The sequence below is a fragment of the Streptomyces durmitorensis genome, from assembly GCF_023498005.1.
GTDB lineage: Bacteria > Actinomycetota > Actinomycetes > Streptomycetales > Streptomycetaceae > Streptomyces > Streptomyces durmitorensis.
In genome coordinates this window covers 8,334,792-8,350,195 of the sequence record NZ_CP097289.1, presented here as the reverse complement: position 1 = coordinate 8,350,195, position 15,404 = coordinate 8,334,792, and the positions used below count along the sequence as shown (strand labels likewise).

Below are 15,404 nucleotides of genomic sequence, written 5' to 3'. Positions count from 1 at the left end.
CGCTTCATCTCGCCGACTGTGTGCCGCCCATGAGAACGGAGAAGCAGACATGGCCTCAGCTGTGGCGAAAGCGCCACCGCAGCCACCGCCCCGGCGCCGCACGCCGGGTGCGCACCGGCGCCGAACGGGAGCGACCCCGCGCCGCCTCCCGTATCTGCTGATCGCGCCGGCCGGACTCCTGATGCTGGGCTTCATCGCCTACCCGGTCATCAGCGTCTTCTACTACAGCCTGCGCCACTACAACCCCACGAAGCCCTGGCGTGACGGCTTCGCGGGCTTCGACAACTTCGTCACCGCGTTCACCGAGGACCCGCAGTTCTGGCAGACGCTCGGCTTCAGCCTCCAGTGGGTCGCCGTCGAGGTCGTCCTGCAACTGCTCCTCGGCCTGGGGCTCGCGCTGATCGTCAACCAGACCTTCATCGGCCGTGCGATGGCGCGCGCCCTGGTCTTCTCGCCGTGGGCCGTCTCCGGCGTGCTCACCTCGACGATCTGGCTGCTGATCTTCAACTCGCAGACGGGCATCACCCGTTACCTCGCGGACATGGGGATCGGCTCGTACGGCACGTCCTGGCTCTCGGACACCAGCACCGTCTTCCCTGCCGTCGTCGTCGCCGAACTCTGGCGCGGCGTCCCCTTCTTCGCGATCCTCATCCTCGCCGACCTCCAGTCCGTCTCGAAGGATCTGTACGAGGCCGCGGAGGTGGACGGCGCGAGCCGCTTCCGGCAGTTCTTCCACATCACGCTGCCGCACCTGAAGGACGCGATCATTCTCTCCACGCTGCTTCGCGCGGTCTGGGAGTTCAACAACGTCGACCTGCTCTACACCCTCACCGGCGGCGGACCCGCGGGCGAGACGACGACCCTGCCGCTGCGCATCGCGTCCATCGCCGTCGACTCGCACGACTTCGGCTACGCATCCGCGCTGACGTCCATCGCGTTCGTGATCCTCCTCTTCTGCTCGATGGTCTATCTGCGGCTGAGCAAGTTCGGAGGTCAGGACAAGTGACCACCACTCAGCACCTCGACAGGGAAGCCCACATGGCGGCCACCACCGCACCCACCAGGCCGCGCGACGGCGGCCCGCGCGCCCCCAAGCGGCGCCCTTGGGACGAGGCCCCCCGCTGGCAGATCTACCTCCCGCTCGGCCTCTACCTCCTCTTCACCATCATCCCCTTCTACTGGATGCTGCTCTTCGCCATCCGACCGGCGGGCTCGACCTCGCTGCTCCCCTGGCCGATCACGTTCGAGCACTTCGACAAGGTGTGGACCGAGCGGAGCTTCGCGCTCTTCTTCCAGAACAGCCTCATCGTCGGCGTCCTGTCGATGCTGATGACGACGCTCGTCGCCCTGGCCGGCGGCTATGCCCTCGCCCGTTTCGACTTCAAGATCAAGCGCGGCTTCATGCTGGCGCTGCTGTGCTCGCAGTTCATCCCCGGCGCGCTGATGCTGGTGCCGCTCTTCCAGATCTTCGCCAACCTCCAGATGATCAACTCACTGGGCAGCGTCATCATCGCCGAGGCCGTCTTCCAGCTGCCGCTCTCGATGATCCTGATCAGCGGGTTCATCAAGAACGTGCCGTACTCCCTGGAGGAGGCCGCCTGGGTCGACGGCTGCGGACGCTTCCGCGCCTTCTGCGCCGTGGTCCTGCCCCTGCTGCGGCCGGGTCTGATAGCGGTCGGCTCCTTCGCCTTCGTGCACAGCTGGAACCACTTCCTGTTCGCCCTGATGTTCCTCTCCAACCAGGACAAGCAGACGATCCCGGTCGGCCTCGCCACCCTGATGGGCGCCGACAGCGTCGACCTCGGCGCGCTCGCGGCGGGAGGCGTCATCGCCGCCCTGCCCGTCGTGATCGTCTTCGCCTTCATCCAGAAGTGGCTGGTCACCGGGTTCAGCGCAGGGGCGGTGAAGGGATGAGCCACCTGTCGTCATCCCTTCCGGGGAGGATCCGATGACCCCAGGCCCGGGGCCCGCGGCGCCCCGCACCCCGCTCCCGCTGGTCCTCGCCGGTGCGCGCGGGCACGGCAGATGGCACCTGGAGAACATCCGGCGCCTCCAGCAGGCGGGCCGCGTACGGCTCGTGGGGATCTGTGAGCTCGAACCGCTGGCCGGCGCCGAGCTCGACGGGCTCGGTGAGCCCGCGCAGTCCGCGGACTTCGCCGGTCTGCTCGACGCCACCGGAGCCGCCGTCGCCGTGATCTGCACGCCCATCCCCACCCACGCGGACCTGGCCGTCGCCGCCGCCGCACGGGGCGTGCACCTGCTCCTGGAGAAGCCGCCCGCCCCTTCGTACGCCGACTTCCGGCGGATCACCGACGCGGTGGCCGCAGCGGGGGTGGCCTGTCAGGTCGGGTTCCAGTCACTCGGCTCACATGCCGTGCCCGCGATCCGCGCGCTGGTCGCCGACGGGGTCATCGGCGCGTCGATGGGGGTCGGCGCGGCGGGTGCCTGGGCGCGTGACGAGGCGTACTACCGGCGCGCGCCCTGGGCCGGGCGGCGCCGTCTGGACGGCGTGGACGTCGTGGACGGGGTCCTGACCAACCCCCTCGCCCACGCCGTCGCCACCGCCCTCGCGGTCGACGGCTCCCCGCGGGCCGATGACGTCACGCGGGTGGACACGGAGCTGTTCCGCGCCAACGCCATCGAGTCCGACGACACCTCGTTCGTGGGGATCGCCACCGCGCGCGGCGGCCGCATCGGCGTCGCCGCGACCCTCTGCGCCGAGCGTCCCGACGAGCCGTACGTCATCGTGCACGGCACCCAGGGCCGCATCACGTTCTGGTACAAGCAGGACCGGGTGCTCGTGCAGCGCGCCGGGCACGGGCCCGAGGAGGTCCTTCACGGGCGGACGGACCTCCTGGAGAACCTCGTCGACCATCTCGCGGGCCGCGCCGAGCTGCTGGTTCCGCCGGCGTCCACGGGCGCCTTCATGAAGGTCGTCGAGTCGATACGCCGTGCGCCCGATCCGCGGCCCCTGCCCGTCGAGGCCTGGCGCTCCGTGCCCGGTGAGCACGAGGGCGTGCGGCGCCGCATCGTGCACGGCATCGACGGCCTCGTCGCGGCGAGCGCCGACACGCTGTGCGGCTACGCGGAGCTCGGCACGTTCTGGGCGCTGCCGTACGGGGCCCCGGCCGCTCGGCCCCCCGAGACTCCGGCCCCCGCACCCGAGCACCGCGTCGGCAGTGCGGTGCCAGACCCACGGTCCGGTGGGGGCTGATCGCGCAGTTCCCCGCGCCCCTTACGGGGCGCACTCCCGAGCCAGCCGTCTCTCCATCCCCATCGCCGAGACCCCACCGAGGTGAGAACGCCATGAACAGAACCGCGACCGACACCGCGCTCATGCTGCGCTGCTCGGGCCGCCCCGTCGGCCGCTACGTCATCCACCCCTCGGCCGACGCACGGCTCGCGCCCCGCCCCTACCTCCACCCCGTCCGCACCTTCGGCGGCCTCCCCGTCACCGAGTACGGCCCCGCCGACCACCCCCACCACCTCGGCGTGGGCGTCGCCGTGCCCGACGCGGCGGGCCGCAACTTCTGGGGCGGGCGCACCTACGTACGCGACCAGGGGCCGACCGAACTCGACAACCACGGTGAACAGCGCCACCTGGAGTTCAAGCTGCGCGACCCCGACGGGTTCGTCGAGGAGATCGGCTGGCTCGACGGCGAGTGCGAGCTCCTTCGCGAGCGGCGCACCGTCGCCGTCACACCCCTCACCACCTCCGCCTGGGCCCTCGACTTCACCTTCTCCCTCACCAACCCGGCCGCCGCGGAGATCTCCCTCGGCAGCCCCGCCACCAACGGCCGCTCCGGCGCCGCCTACGGAGGCTTCTTCTGGCGTGCGCCCAAGGAGCGGCAGGCCCCCGAGGTGTTCACCGCGGACGCCGACGGCGAGGCCGCCGTGCATGGCGCCGCTGCCGACTGGCTGGCTCTCGCGGGCCAGGGCTGGACCCTCGTCTTCGCCGGGGCGACGCCCGAGACGCGGCTCGATCCGTGGTTCGTGCGGACCGCGGAGTATCCGGGTGTGGGCTCCTCCCTCGCGCACGCGCGGCGCCTGCCGATCGGCCCCGGCGCGACCGTCGTACGCCGCGTCGTCACCGTCGTCGCCGACGGCCGCCCGAGCCGGGCCGAGGCCGCCGGGCTCGTCCGCAAGGCGGTGACCGCGTGACCGCGCCCCGGGCCGCGGGCCCGTACAAGCTGGGCGACCTCGGTGACGGGACCTATCGCAATCCCGTCCTCGCCGCCGACTGGTCCGACCCCGACGTCGTCCGGGTCGGCGACGACTTCTACCTCACCGCGTCCAGCTTCGGGCGCGCCCCGGGCCTTCCGCTGCTGCACTCCCGCGACCTGGTGAACTGGACCCTGATCGGGCACGCCCTCGATCGCCTCGAACCCGCGGAGTCGTTCGCCGCGCCGCGCCACGACTGCGGGGTGTGGGCGCCGTCGATCCGGCATCACGAGGGGCGGTTCTGGATCTTCTGGGGCGACCCCGACCACGGTGTGTTCCAGGTCAACTCCCCTGACATACGTGGCCCTTGGAGCGCCCCGCACCTCGTCAAGGAGGGCAAGGGTCTCATCGACGCCTGCCCGCTGTGGGACGAGGAGCGCGGCGAGGCGTATCTCGTGCACGCCTGGGCCAAGTCGCGCTCCGGCGTCAAGAACCGGCTCACCGGCCACCGCATGAGCCTTGACGGGCGTGAACTCCTCGACGAGGGGCGGGTGTTGATCGACGCCGACCGGATCCCCGGCTGGTTCACCCTGGAGGGGCCCAAGCTCTACCGCCACGACGGCTGGTTCTGGATCCTCGCTCCCGCCGGCGGGGTGGAGACCGGCTGGCAGGGCGCCTTCCGTTCACGCTCCTTCCACGGCCCCTACGAGGAACGGATCGTCCTGGAGCAGGGCGACACCGCCGTCAACGGCCCCCACCAGGGCGGCTGGGTGCGCACCCCCTCCGGCGACGACTGGTTCCTGCACTTCCAGCAGCGCGGCGCCTACGGCCGTGTCGTCCACCTCCAGCCGCTGCGCTGGGGCACGGACGGCTGGCCGGTGATCGGGGACGGCGGCGCCCCCGTCGACGTACACCAGAAGCCCGGTCTGCCTCCGCAGCCCGTGTCCGCGCCCGCCACCGACGACGACTTCCCCGGCGGGCGCCACGGCCGCCAGTGGCAGTGGTCCGCCAACCCTCGTGACGGCTGGGCCACTTCGCACGCCGCGGACGGTCTGCGCCTTGCCTGCGTGCGCTCCGCGGACGCCCACGACCTGCGCCGCCTGCCGCATGTCCTGACCCAGCGGCTCCCGCTCGCGCCGTGCACCGTCGAGGTCGGTCTGCGGCTCGACGGCACGGCGGCCGAGGCCAGGGCCGGGCTCGCCGTGCTCGGCGACGCCTTCAGCTGGATCGGCCTCGAACGTGACGTCACGGGGACGGTCCGGCTCGTCCACCGGTTCGCCGAGTCCGTCGCCGAGCGGGAGCGGGACGCCGAGCATCCGCGCGCGGCCCCGGACGGCACCGCACGGCTGCGGATCGACATCGCGGACGGCGCCCGCTGCCGCTTCCTGGCCGACACCGGCGACGGATTCCGCCCCTCGGGCCAGGTCTTCGCCGCGACGCCGTGGCGGTGGGTGGGCGCGCTGCTCGGCCTGTTCGCCACGGCCCCGGCGGGACGGAACGGGGCCGGGACGGCGCTGTTCACACACTTCCGCGTCACCACCACCGACTGACCCTTCCCGTACGCCTGTTGGGAGCCGCAATGGAGCAGCACCTGCACAGCACGAGACGCCTGAGGGCCCGTGCCCTCGCCGCGGTGGCCGCGCTGGCCGTCGTCCTCGGCCTGACGACCGTGCACGACCCGGCACGGGCCTCGGCGGCCCCGTCCCACGACCGTCTCTCCGGCACCGCGCACGGCTTCGCCTCGCTGGCCGGGGGCACCACCGGGGGCGCGGGCGGCAAGGTCGTCACCGTCACCGACCGGGCCTCGCTCGCCAGGTACGCGGGCGCCGCCGAGCCCTACGTCATCCGCGTGAAGGGCACGGTGGCCGTCGAGCCGTTCGGCTCGGACATCGTGGTGGCGTCGGACAAGACGATCGTCGGCGTCGGCACGTCCGGCGAGATCGTCCACGGCGAGCTGCACCTGAACCCCGGCACGAGCAACGTCATCATCCGCAATCTCACCATCCGCGACTCGTACGTCGAGGGCGACTGGGACGGCAAGACGCAGGACTTCGACGCGATCCAGATGGACTCCGTCGACCACGTCTGGATCGACCACAACCGGCTCACGCGCATGGGCGACGGCCTGATCGACCTGCGCAAGGACAGCGAGTACGTCACCGTCTCGTACAACCGCTTCGAGAACCACAACAAGGCGTTCGGCATCGGCTGGACCGACCAGGTCAAGACGCAGGTGACCATCGACCACAACTGGTTCAGCGGCACCAAGCAGCGCAATCCGTCCGCGGACAACTGCGCCTATGCGCACCTCTACAACAACTACGTGTCCGCGCAGGTCACCGACGGCGACCCGGTGTGGACCTACGGCAACTGGGCGCGCGGCAAGACGAAGATGGTCATCGAGAACAGCTTCTACGAGGACGTCCAGCACCCCTACCAGGCCGACGAGACGGCCGAGTTGGTGCAGCGCGGCTCGATCACGAAGAACACGACGGGGCGCCACGACACGCACGGCGCGGCCTTCGAACCGCGCGACCTCTACGCCTACGACCTCGACCCGGCGGCGGCCGTGCCCCGCCTGGTGAAGAAGTTCTCCGGGCCGCAGAAGGCGATCGCCCCCTGACCCCACAGCACCTCGCACCACCCGAACACGTACACCCGTACATCTGGAGAAGAGAGCCGACCATGAACTTCACCATCCGTGGAAACAGAAACAGCAGGAGAAACAGAAGCCGTCGCGCGGTGGCCGCCGTCGCCTTCACCGCCGCGTTCGCGCTGACCGCCACCGCCTGTGGCGACGACGGCAGCGGGGCCGGCGGGGACAAGGGCAAGGAGGGTTCGGGGAAGGGCGAGATCACCTTCTGGGACAACAACGGCGGTGTCCGCACCGACGTCTGGAAGGAGATCATCAAGGACTTCGAGGCGAAGAACCCGGACATCCACGTCAAGTACGTGCCGATCCCCGCCGAGAGCGTCCAGTCCAAGTACGACACCGCCATCCAGGGCGGCGGCCTGCCGGACGTCGGCGGTGTCGGCGCCGCGATGCTCGCCGGGATCTCCGCGCAGGACGCCCTGGAACCGCTGGACGACCGGCTGAGCCAGAGCTCCCTGGAGGGCAAGCTGAACCCGGGCATGATCGACAGCGTCCGGGCCGCGGGCGGCGGCAACCGGCTCTTCACGGTGCCGACGTCCGCGAGCAACGGCGTGCTGTACTACCGCACCGACCTGTTCAAGGCCGCGGGCCTCGAAGCCCCCACCACCTGGGGCAAGTTCTACGCGGCGGCCAAGAAGCTCACCGCCAAGGACGACAACAAGTTCGGGTACACCATTCGCGGCGGCGAGGGCTCCATCGCGCAGGCGCTCGACGCGGCGTACGGCCAGTCCGGCATCGGATCGTTCTGGGACGGCGACAAGGCCACCGTCAACGACCCCAAGAACGTGGAGGCGTTGAAGAAGTACGTCGCGCTCTACAAGAACAACACCCCCGCGGCCGACGTCAACAACGACTTCAAGAAGATGAACGCCCAGTGGGACACGGGCCAGATCGGCATGCTCAGCCACAACCTCGGCTCCTACACGGACCATGTGAAGGCGCTCGGTGAGGGCAAGTTCCGCGGCCTGCCCAACCCGACGACGGACGCGGGCGTCCGCGTCCAGGTCTCCAACCCCGTCGACGGGCTCGGCCTGTTCAAGTCCAGCAAGAAGAAGGCCGCGGCCTGGAAGTTCATCGAGTTCGCGGCCTCGCACGAGTCCAACAGCAAGTGGAACAAGTCGGCGGGCGCCATCCCCGCCAACACCGCGGCCTCCAAGGACGCCTGGGTGAACGAGGCCGAGCCGACGAAGCTGGCCGCCGCCGCGCTCAACGACGGCTCGCTGAAGATCGTGCAGCTGCCGTACTACCTGCCCGACTGGAACACCATCAGCAAGGCCGACAACGAGCCGAACTACCAGAAGGTCCTGCTCGGCAAGATGTCCGCGAAGGACTTCCTCGACACCCTCGCCGAGCAGCTCAACAAGGCTCAGGCCGAGTGGAACGACCAGAACAAGTGACAGCGCGCCCCGCGCACGGCGTCGGCCGACGCCGTGCGGTCGCGGCCCTCGCGAGCCTTCCGCTCGCGGCGGCCGCGGCCCCGGCCGCCCTCGCCCGCTCGTCGAAGACCGCTCCCGCGAGCACGCTCTACATCGCCGGGGACTCCACGGCCGCGCAGAAGTACACCGACGCGGCCCCCGAGACCGGCTGGGGCATGGCCCTTCCCTTCTTCCTCCACGACCGCGTCAGGGTCGCCAACCACGCGATGAACGGCCGGAGTTCGAAGAGCTTCGTCGACGAGGGCCGCCTCGCAGTGATCCTTGAGGCGATCAGACCCGGCGACCGGCTCCTCATCCAGTTCGCGCACAACGACGAGAAGACCGCCGACCCGACGCGCTACACCGAGCCGTGGTCCACGTACCAGGACTACCTGAAGCAGTACGTCGACGGGGCGCGGTCCCGTGGCGCGCGGCCGGTGTTCGCCACCGCCGTCGAGCGCAGGAAGTTCGCCGCGGACGGCACCGCGCTGCCCACCCACGGCGACTACCCGGCGGCGATGCGGGCGCTCGCCGAGGCCGAGGGCGTGCCGCTGCTCGACGTCCAGGCCCTGTCGCTCGCCCTGTGGCAGAAGCTCGGCGTCGAGGCGACCAAGGCCTACTTCAACTGGACAGCCACCGAGCAGGACAACACGCACTTCAATCCACCGGGCGCGATCGCCGTGGCCCGCCTGGTGGCGGCCGAGCTGCTGCACCGCGGGGTGCTCGCGCCGCGTGACGTGCGACGGCTCGACGACGCGATACCCGACTCCTGGATCACCTGGCCGGAAGGACCGTGACGATGACGACGACAAGAACGAGGCGCGGGGCTGTCCGCCGATCTCTCACCCTGCTCGCGGGGTGCACCGCCCTGGTCGTGGCCGTCACGAGCGCCCCGGCCTCGGCCGCCGGCGCCCGCGACGTGCTGCCGCCCCGCGACGGCTGGGCGTCCGCCGACGGCGGGACCACGGGCGGCGCCGGTGCCGACCGAGCGCACACCTACACGGTCACCACCTGGGGGCAGCTGCGGGCCGCGCTCGCCGACGACCCCGGGGCTCCCCGTGTCATCAAGGTCAAGGGGACGCTGAACGCGACGGCCGCGGGCTGCGCCGCGTTCGAGGCCGATGGCTACGACTTCGACCGGTACCTCGCCGACTACGACCCCGCCGTGTGGGGCCGTGACACTCCGGTGAGCGGCGCGCAGGAGGACCTGCGGGCGGCATCGGCGGCCCGGCAGGGCGCGGCCATCAAGGCGTACGTCCCGGCCGACACGACCATCGTGGGCGTCGGGAGGAACGCCGGGATCACGGGCGGCAGCCTGCAGATCCAGGGCGTGGACAACGTGGTCGTCCGCGATCTCACGCTGGAGAGCCCCTTGGACTGCTTCCCGCAGTGGGATCCCACGGACGGCGCCACCGGGGCCTGGAACTCCGAGTACGACAGCATGGTCGTCCACGGCTCGACGCATGTGTGGGTCGACCACAACACGTTCACCGACGGCGCGCACCCCGACAGTTCGCTGCCGTCCTACTACGGCGAGATCTACCAGCAGCACGACGGCGAGCTGGACGTCGTGCGCGGCGCCGACCTCGTCACCGCCTCCTGGAACGTCTTCGCCGACCACGACAAGACCCTGATGATCGGCAACAGCGACAGCGCGGGCGCCACGGACCGCGGCAAGCTGCGGGTCACCCTGCACCACAACGTGTTCCGGGACATCGTCGAGCGGGCGCCGCGCGTCCGCTTCGGGCAGGTCGACGCCTACAACAACCACTACATCGTCCCCGCGGGCGGCTATCAGTACTCGTTCGGCATCGGCCAGGAGTCCCGACTGGTCGCCCAGAAGAACGCGTTCACGCTTCCGGACGGGGTCAGCGCCGCGAAGATCCTCAAGAAGTGGAAGGAGGCGCCGGTCACCGCCGACGCCAACTACGTCAACGGCAGGCGCGTCGATCTCATCGCCGTCCACAACGCGGAGCTGCCCGAGGAGACCCTCGCGTCGGGTGCGGGCTGGACGCCGAGCCTCCGGACGCGGGTGGACGACCCGCGCAAGCTGCCCGGCCTGCTCGCGCATCAGGCGGGCGCGGGCAAGCGCCGCTGACCCCTCTCCCTCCCCCTCCCTCTTCCCCTCCCCCGGTACCTCCTCACCTCCTCACCGAGCCGCACAGCGAAGGATCAGCCATGCCCTCGCACCACTCCCACGTCCCCCTCGGAGCGGGCTTCAGCCGGCGCACGTTGCTCACCGCGAGCGCGGGCGCCGGCGCCGCCCTGGCCGTCGGCCACACCTCTCCCGCGCGAGCCGCCGCACCCCGCCCCACCCGTCGGACGCTGTACGTCGACCCGGCGGGCCGCGGCGACCACACCACCGTCCAGGCCGCCGTGAACGCCGCCACCGGCACGGACTGGACGCTCGTCCTCGCCCCGGGCACGTACCGCGAGACGGTGACCGTGCCGGAGGCCCTGGCCGGGCTCACGCTGGTCGGCGCGAGCGGCGACCCGCGCGACACGGTGATCGTGTACGACAACGCGGCGGGCACTCCGAAGCCCGACGGGTCCGGCACGTACGGCACGAGCGGCTCGGCCACCACGACCGTGCGGGCCGCCGGTTTCACCGCCCACGCGATCACGTTCGCCAACGACTGGCTGCGCGCCGACCACCCCGACTACACCGGAACCCAGGCCGTCGCCCTCAAGGTGACGGGCGACCGCTCGGCGTTCTTCCGCTGCCGATTCCTGGGACATCAGGACACCCTCTACGCCGACACCGCGGACCTGGGTGCCTTCGCCCGCCAGTACTTCCGCGACTGCTACGTGGAGGGAGACGTCGACTTCGTCTTCGGCCGGGCCACCGCCGTCTTCGAGCACTGCCGCTTCCACACGCTCACCCGCGGCGACCTGGCATCAGCGCCGTACGGCTTCGTCTTCGCGCCGTCCACCGCCGTCGCCAACCCGCGCGGCTACCTGGTCGTCCGCAGCCGGGTGACGAGCGGCGCCCCGGACGCGTACTACAAGCTGGCCCGCCCTTGGGTCCCCACCTCGGACACGACGGCCCGCCCGATGCTGACGGTGCGCGACACGCATCTGGGGCGCGGCATCGACGCGGTGAGCCCGTACGCGAACATGCGGGAAGCCCATCCCTGGCAGGACCAGCGGTTCGCCGAGTACCGCAACACCGGGCCGGGTGCGGCCGTGACGGTCCCGGCGAACCGGCCCCAACTCACCCGCGCCCAGGCCGGGTCCGCGACCCGCGCCGCCTACCTGAGGGACTGGACGCCGGTACGGAAGGACCGCTGCTGAGCAGCCACAGCCACAGCGCCGCCCCCACGAACTGGAACACGGCGATGCTCAGCATCAGCCCATCCGCACCGAGTTGACCGGCGAACACCCCGGTCAGCGCCGCACCACCGGCGGACGCACCGATCTTCAGGCTGCCGCCGGTGGTGTTGACCTGCCCGAGCCGGTCCGGCGGCGACTCGCGCTGACGGAGCATCAGCGTGGCGGCGAAGAGCGGCCCCTCGGCCAGGCCCGCCCCCACACAGACGGCCCACGCCCAGGGCAGTGACGGCACCACCGCCAGGGCGGCGACCGCCGTGCCGAATCCCAACAGGCCTGCCATGATGGCCCGTTCGGACCTGCCGGGCGTCAGCCACCGTGACGCGGCCAGCGTCCCCACGAGGGATCCCACGGCGAAGAAGGCAATGAGCTGCCCGCCCGCCGCGGGACCCGCCCCGATGTCCTGGCCGAGCAGCACCGCCGCCACCGCGAACCCGCCGTACCCGAACCAGGCGAACATCGTCGACACGGTCAGGGCCCGCAGCACCCGGTTCTTCCCGAGGACCGAGAGCCCGCCCGTCACGACCTGCGCGACACCGGTCCGCGTCCGCTCGCGCGCGACAGGGGGCCGGGCCTCCGGCGGCGGGATCCGCAGCAGAGGGAGGAAGAGCAGGCCGAGCACGGCGGCGGCCACGGTCACGGTCCCGGCCTGTCCCCCGCCCACGAACGCGGCGACCAACGCGGCGAGTCCCGGCCCGGCGATGGCCGCGACGTTGTAGCTCGACGCCTCCAGGCCGTACGCGCGCGAGAGCCGTTCGGTGGGGACGAACCTCGGCAGCAGGCTGGTGAGCGCCGCCACGACCGGCTCGACGCAGCCGACCACGGCGGCCACCATCAGCACGAGCACCAGCGGCGAGCGCCCCGCCGACATCATCAGCAGGGCGATCGCGACGGCATAGCCGCACGCCAGCGCGATCACGAGGCGGCGCGGCCGGTCGGTCCGGTCGAGGGCATGGCCGATGACCGGCCCGCTCAGCACGTACGGAAGCGTCATCGCGGTCTGGACGAACCCGGCGCTCGCCGCGTCCCCGGTGCGCGCCTGCACGGTGAGCACCAGGGCGGTCGCGGCCCCTTCGGCGGACACCCTGAGCAGCGTGGCGGCCGTCAGATGCGAGCGGAGCAAGCGGGTCCCCCCTGAGCCTCGATCCCGAGGACCGATGCATGGGGCACCGATCCATGAGTCGACTCAATCACTCGCCGCCGGTGTCAGGGAGATGTTCCAGAAATCGCGGGTCACTGGCGGCTCGGGGTTCCGCGGCTACTGGTAACTGATGTCCGACGCACTGTACTTGCAGTACGTTCCGTCGGGGCCGCTGCCCGTCTCGTCGGGCTCGTCGCCCGAGTCGTTGCCCGTGTAGCGGATGCAGGGCTTGATCTTCTTGTCGCTGTCGCCGTGGATGCGGATCTTGCTCAGGGTCGCCGTGTCGCCGTAGTTGGTGTTGATGCCGACCAGGGACTTGCCGGGTGCGGTCACGTCCACGTCGTTGATGGTGATCGTGCGCTTGTACTGCTTGGAGCAGTTGCCGCAGGAGCGCACCAGCTTGCCGAAGTCCGAGACCTGGAAGCCGGTGATGTTCAGCTTGCCCGCGCCGTTGAACTGGAGGACCTTGTCGTCGGCCTTCTTCGCTCCGCCGCCGGTCACGGTGTACGTGGAGCTGGTCGACGTGCCCTTGAAGCTGGCCGCGTCCTCGCCGACGTCCTCCCACCACACGTTCTGGAGGGTGCAGCTGCCCGAGCAGTGCACGCCGTCGGCGGCCGGGGAGCCGATCACGACGTTCTTCAGGACCGCGCCGTCCTTCAGCTTGAAGATGGGGTCCTGGCCCTCCTCCTGGCCGTCGCCGCCGAGGTCTCCGCTGCCGTAGAAGCGCTGGAGTGCGCCGTCGTAGGTGCCGGACACCTCGATGGTCTTGGAGACGGCCTTGTCGCCGGTGGGGGTGGGCCAGTCGGCCGCGGCGGTCGCCGCTCCCGCCGGGGAGAGCAGCACGTTGGCGCCCAGGGTGGCGCCGGTCAGCAGGAGCGCGCCGCCCGCCGCGCCCACGGCGCGGCGGCGGGTGAGGCGGCGCTTGCGGCTGTTGCGCAGTTCGGCTCGTTGCGTGGTCATGGGGACCGCTCTTTCGCTGGGGGGGATGACCTTGCGTCTGCTGGTCTCCGCCCGGGTGCGGAAGGTTGCCGCCCTGCGGGATTTTCTCCCCTGGATGCCTCGGTGGTCTCAGGATGTGCGGGCGAAGTCGCCGCGCACCGCGGCCTTCCGGCCCGAGGCCGTCGCCTCCGCCGCGTACGTGTCCTCGCCCGCGTCCCTGCCGCCCTCGGCGTGGTTGTACTGGCCCGCGAAGACGTGCTCCCCCGCGGGGACGGTCCGGCCCGCCTTCAGCGTCCAGCGGTAGACCAGCTCGCCGCCCTGTTGACGTACGGAGATGGTGAAGTCGTCGGCGGGCAGGGAGCGCCAGTTGCCCGCGTCGGCGACGCCGCCGGTCTGCGCGACGCGCAGTTCGACGGTGAGCGCGGTGAGCGGTTTCCCGGTCTTGAAGGTGAGGGTGCTCTGCGCCCAGAAGTCGTTGCTCTGCGGGTCGATGGAGCCGTCGCTCCAGAGGTAGCCGTCCTCGACGCTCCTGGCGTCCGGGGCCACGCGCTGCGTGGGGGGCGACGGATCGGCCTTCTCAGACGGCCGGTCCTCGTCCTTGCCCGTGTCCGGCGCGCCCTTCGTCTCCTTGCCTGACGGGCGCGTGGGCTCGGCCGGCGGGCTCGACTTGGCGTGCGCGTCGTCCGGTACGGATGCCGAGGGGCTCGGCGCGGAGGTGGAGTCGGGGGCGGGCGGCGTGCCCACGGTGCTCGGCGGCGGTTCCTCGCCCTGGACGACGGAGGCCACGGCGTAACCGCCGAGCGCGAAGACTCCGGCAACGGCGGCCGTCGCGCCCGCGATCCGCAGCCAGGGGGCGGGCCGTGGCAGCCTGCCGCGGTGCGGGGCGCCGAGGTCGGCGGCGTCACGCTCCATGCCGCGCTCGACCCGGGCGAGCATCCGTTCCCGGTCGGGGCGGTGCTCGGCCGCGGCATCGCGCAGCCGCTTGCGTACGTCGTCCATCACTGCCTCCCTCCCACGAGTTGCGACGCGGCCAGGTCTCCCAGGAGCCGTTGCAGCTCCGCCATCCCCTTGGACGTCTGGCTCTTCACCGTACCGACCGATATCCCGAGGGTGAGCGCGGTGTCCTTCTCCGACAGGTCGAAGGCGTGCCGCAGGACCACACAGGCTCTCTTACGGAACGGCAGCGTACGCAACGCCTCCTGGACGTCGACGACCGCCGGTACGTCGGGGTCGTCGACGCCTTCCGCGCGCTGCCCCCAGAACAGGGCGACGCGGCGGCGCTCGCGGACGGCGCTGCGGATGCGGCTGCGCGCCATGTTGGCGACGACACCTCGGGCGTACGCGGCCGGGTGATCGGCGGCGCGCACCCGGTCCCAGCGGTGCCAGAGCGCGACCAGGGCGTCCGCCGCGAGGTCGTCCGCGGCGTCCTTCTCGCCGGTCAGCATGTGCGCGAGGCGGGCGAGTTCGGCGTAGTGCCGCTCGAAGAAGTCATGGAACTCCGCGGCGGCTGCGTCATCGACGGCTGTCCCCACGGGTGACCTCATTTCTGTGCTTGCGCGGCTCTGCACACGCGCTGGTGGCCCCCGTGCCGCCGAGTGCGGTGCGCGAGCATAGCAACGTCCGTGCGAGAGATCGAACAACGTCCGGAACCCCAATCAGGTCTGAGCCAGGCGGTTTGGGGCCATCCGGCCCGGTTCGCCTCGGCCCGGCCCGTGGTCCGCACGATGCGGATGTGGTCGTCACCACGCTCGATCTGACGGAAAGT

Annotated in this window: 13 protein-coding genes and 1 pseudogene; 10 read left to right on the top strand and 4 right to left on the bottom strand. The window is 71.3% G+C overall.

Annotated elements, in window-relative coordinates; genetic code table 11:
* Window positions 1–49 precede the first annotated feature (49 nt).
* The 10 genes and pseudogenes from M4V62_RS37400 to M4V62_RS37355 all read left to right on the top strand — a co-directional run bounded on the left by M4V62_RS37400 (window position 50) and on the right by M4V62_RS37355 (window position 11,523).
* A complete protein-coding gene (locus tag M4V62_RS37400; RefSeq protein WP_249591621.1) occupies window positions 50–1,006 on the top strand; it encodes a carbohydrate ABC transporter permease in 957 nt (318 codons plus the stop codon).
* A 32-nt stretch (window positions 1,007–1,038) separates the two neighbouring features.
* Window positions 1,039–1,914, top strand: a complete 876-nt coding sequence (locus tag M4V62_RS37395) for a carbohydrate ABC transporter permease (RefSeq protein ID WP_249593171.1) — start codon at window positions 1,039–1,041, stop codon at window positions 1,912–1,914.
* A gap of 34 nt (window positions 1,915–1,948) precedes the next feature.
* Window positions 1,949–3,214: a Gfo/Idh/MocA family protein gene (locus tag M4V62_RS37390; protein ID WP_249591620.1), complete on the top strand. Its 1,266-nt coding sequence runs from the start codon at window positions 1,949–1,951 to the stop codon at window positions 3,212–3,214.
* Between the two features lie 92 nt (window positions 3,215–3,306).
* Window positions 3,307–4,161 carry a DUF6807 domain-containing protein gene (locus tag M4V62_RS37385; RefSeq protein ID WP_249591619.1) on the top strand — a complete coding sequence of 285 codons (855 nt, stop codon included), beginning with the start codon at window positions 3,307–3,309 and terminating at the stop codon, window positions 4,159–4,161.
* The gene (locus M4V62_RS37380) at window positions 4,158–5,711 is read left to right on the top strand and encodes a glycoside hydrolase family 43 protein (protein WP_249591618.1); all 1,554 of its coding nucleotides are present in this window, start codon (window positions 4,158–4,160) and stop codon (window positions 5,709–5,711) included. The genes M4V62_RS37385 and M4V62_RS37380 overlap by 4 nt, the downstream gene beginning before the upstream one ends.
* 29 nt (window positions 5,712–5,740) lie before the next feature.
* Window positions 5,741–6,775: pseudogene (locus M4V62_RS37375) on the top strand (pectate lyase family protein); the annotation flags it as partial.
* A 71-nt stretch (window positions 6,776–6,846) separates the two neighbouring features.
* Complete coding sequence (locus M4V62_RS37370) at window positions 6,847–8,211, top strand: ABC transporter substrate-binding protein (protein ID WP_249591616.1); 1,365 nt, start codon at window positions 6,847–6,849, stop codon at window positions 8,209–8,211.
* A complete protein-coding gene (locus tag M4V62_RS37365) occupies window positions 8,208–9,026 on the top strand; it encodes a rhamnogalacturonan acetylesterase (protein WP_249591615.1) in 819 nt (272 codons plus the stop codon). The genes M4V62_RS37370 and M4V62_RS37365 overlap by 4 nt, the downstream gene beginning before the upstream one ends.
* A 2-nt stretch (window positions 9,027–9,028) precedes the next feature.
* A complete protein-coding gene (locus M4V62_RS37360; RefSeq protein WP_249591614.1) occupies window positions 9,029–10,327 on the top strand; it encodes a pectate lyase family protein in 1,299 nt (432 codons plus the stop codon).
* An 80-nt stretch (window positions 10,328–10,407) separates the two neighbouring features.
* The gene (locus M4V62_RS37355; RefSeq protein WP_249591613.1) at window positions 10,408–11,523 is read left to right on the top strand and encodes a pectinesterase family protein; all 1,116 of its coding nucleotides are present in this window, start codon (window positions 10,408–10,410) and stop codon (window positions 11,521–11,523) included.
* Here M4V62_RS37355 and M4V62_RS37350 read toward each other — a convergent pair.
* From M4V62_RS37350 to M4V62_RS37335, 4 genes are all read right to left on the bottom strand, one after another.
* On the bottom strand, window positions 11,444–12,682 hold the full coding sequence (locus M4V62_RS37350; RefSeq protein WP_249591612.1) for an MFS transporter: 1,239 nt from the start codon (window positions 12,680–12,682) through the stop codon (window positions 11,444–11,446). The genes M4V62_RS37355 and M4V62_RS37350 overlap by 80 nt on opposite strands.
* 135 nt (window positions 12,683–12,817) lie before the next feature.
* Entirely contained in the window at window positions 12,818–13,660 is an 843-nt protein-coding gene (locus tag M4V62_RS37345; RefSeq protein WP_249591611.1) for a pectate lyase, read from the bottom strand.
* 108 nt (window positions 13,661–13,768) lie between these two features.
* Window positions 13,769–14,638, bottom strand: a complete 870-nt coding sequence (locus tag M4V62_RS37340; protein WP_249591610.1) for a hypothetical protein — start codon at window positions 14,636–14,638, stop codon at window positions 13,769–13,771.
* Window positions 14,638–15,171, bottom strand: coding sequence for a SigE family RNA polymerase sigma factor (locus M4V62_RS37335; RefSeq protein WP_249591609.1), 534 nt, complete (start codon window positions 15,169–15,171; stop codon window positions 14,638–14,640). Before M4V62_RS37335 ends, M4V62_RS37340 begins: the two co-directional genes overlap by 1 nt.
* Window positions 15,172–15,404 lie beyond the last annotated feature (233 nt).

Bases quoted from the DNA above. Each gene is read 5' to 3' on its own strand.
- M4V62_RS37400 (WP_249591621.1), top strand. From the start codon at position 50: ATGGCCTCAGCTGTGGCGAAAGCGCCACCGCAGCCACCGCCCCGGCGC.
- M4V62_RS37395 (WP_249593171.1), top strand. From the start codon at position 1,039: ATGGCGGCCACCACCGCACCCACCAGGCCGCGCGACGGCGGCCCGCGC.
- M4V62_RS37390 (WP_249591620.1), top strand. From the start codon at position 1,949: ATGACCCCAGGCCCGGGGCCCGCGGCGCCCCGCACCCCGCTCCCGCTG.
- M4V62_RS37385 (WP_249591619.1), top strand. From the start codon at position 3,307: ATGAACAGAACCGCGACCGACACCGCGCTCATGCTGCGCTGCTCGGGC.
- M4V62_RS37370 (WP_249591616.1), top strand. From the start codon at position 6,847: ATGAACTTCACCATCCGTGGAAACAGAAACAGCAGGAGAAACAGAAGC.
- M4V62_RS37360 (WP_249591614.1), top strand. From the start codon at position 9,029: ATGACGACGACAAGAACGAGGCGCGGGGCTGTCCGCCGATCTCTCACC.
- M4V62_RS37355 (WP_249591613.1), top strand. From the start codon at position 10,408: ATGCCCTCGCACCACTCCCACGTCCCCCTCGGAGCGGGCTTCAGCCGG.
- M4V62_RS37345 (WP_249591611.1), bottom strand. From the start codon at position 13,660: ATGACCACGCAACGAGCCGAACTGCGCAACAGCCGCAAGCGCCGCCTC.
- M4V62_RS37340 (WP_249591610.1), bottom strand. From the start codon at position 14,638: ATGGACGACGTACGCAAGCGGCTGCGCGATGCCGCGGCCGAGCACCGC.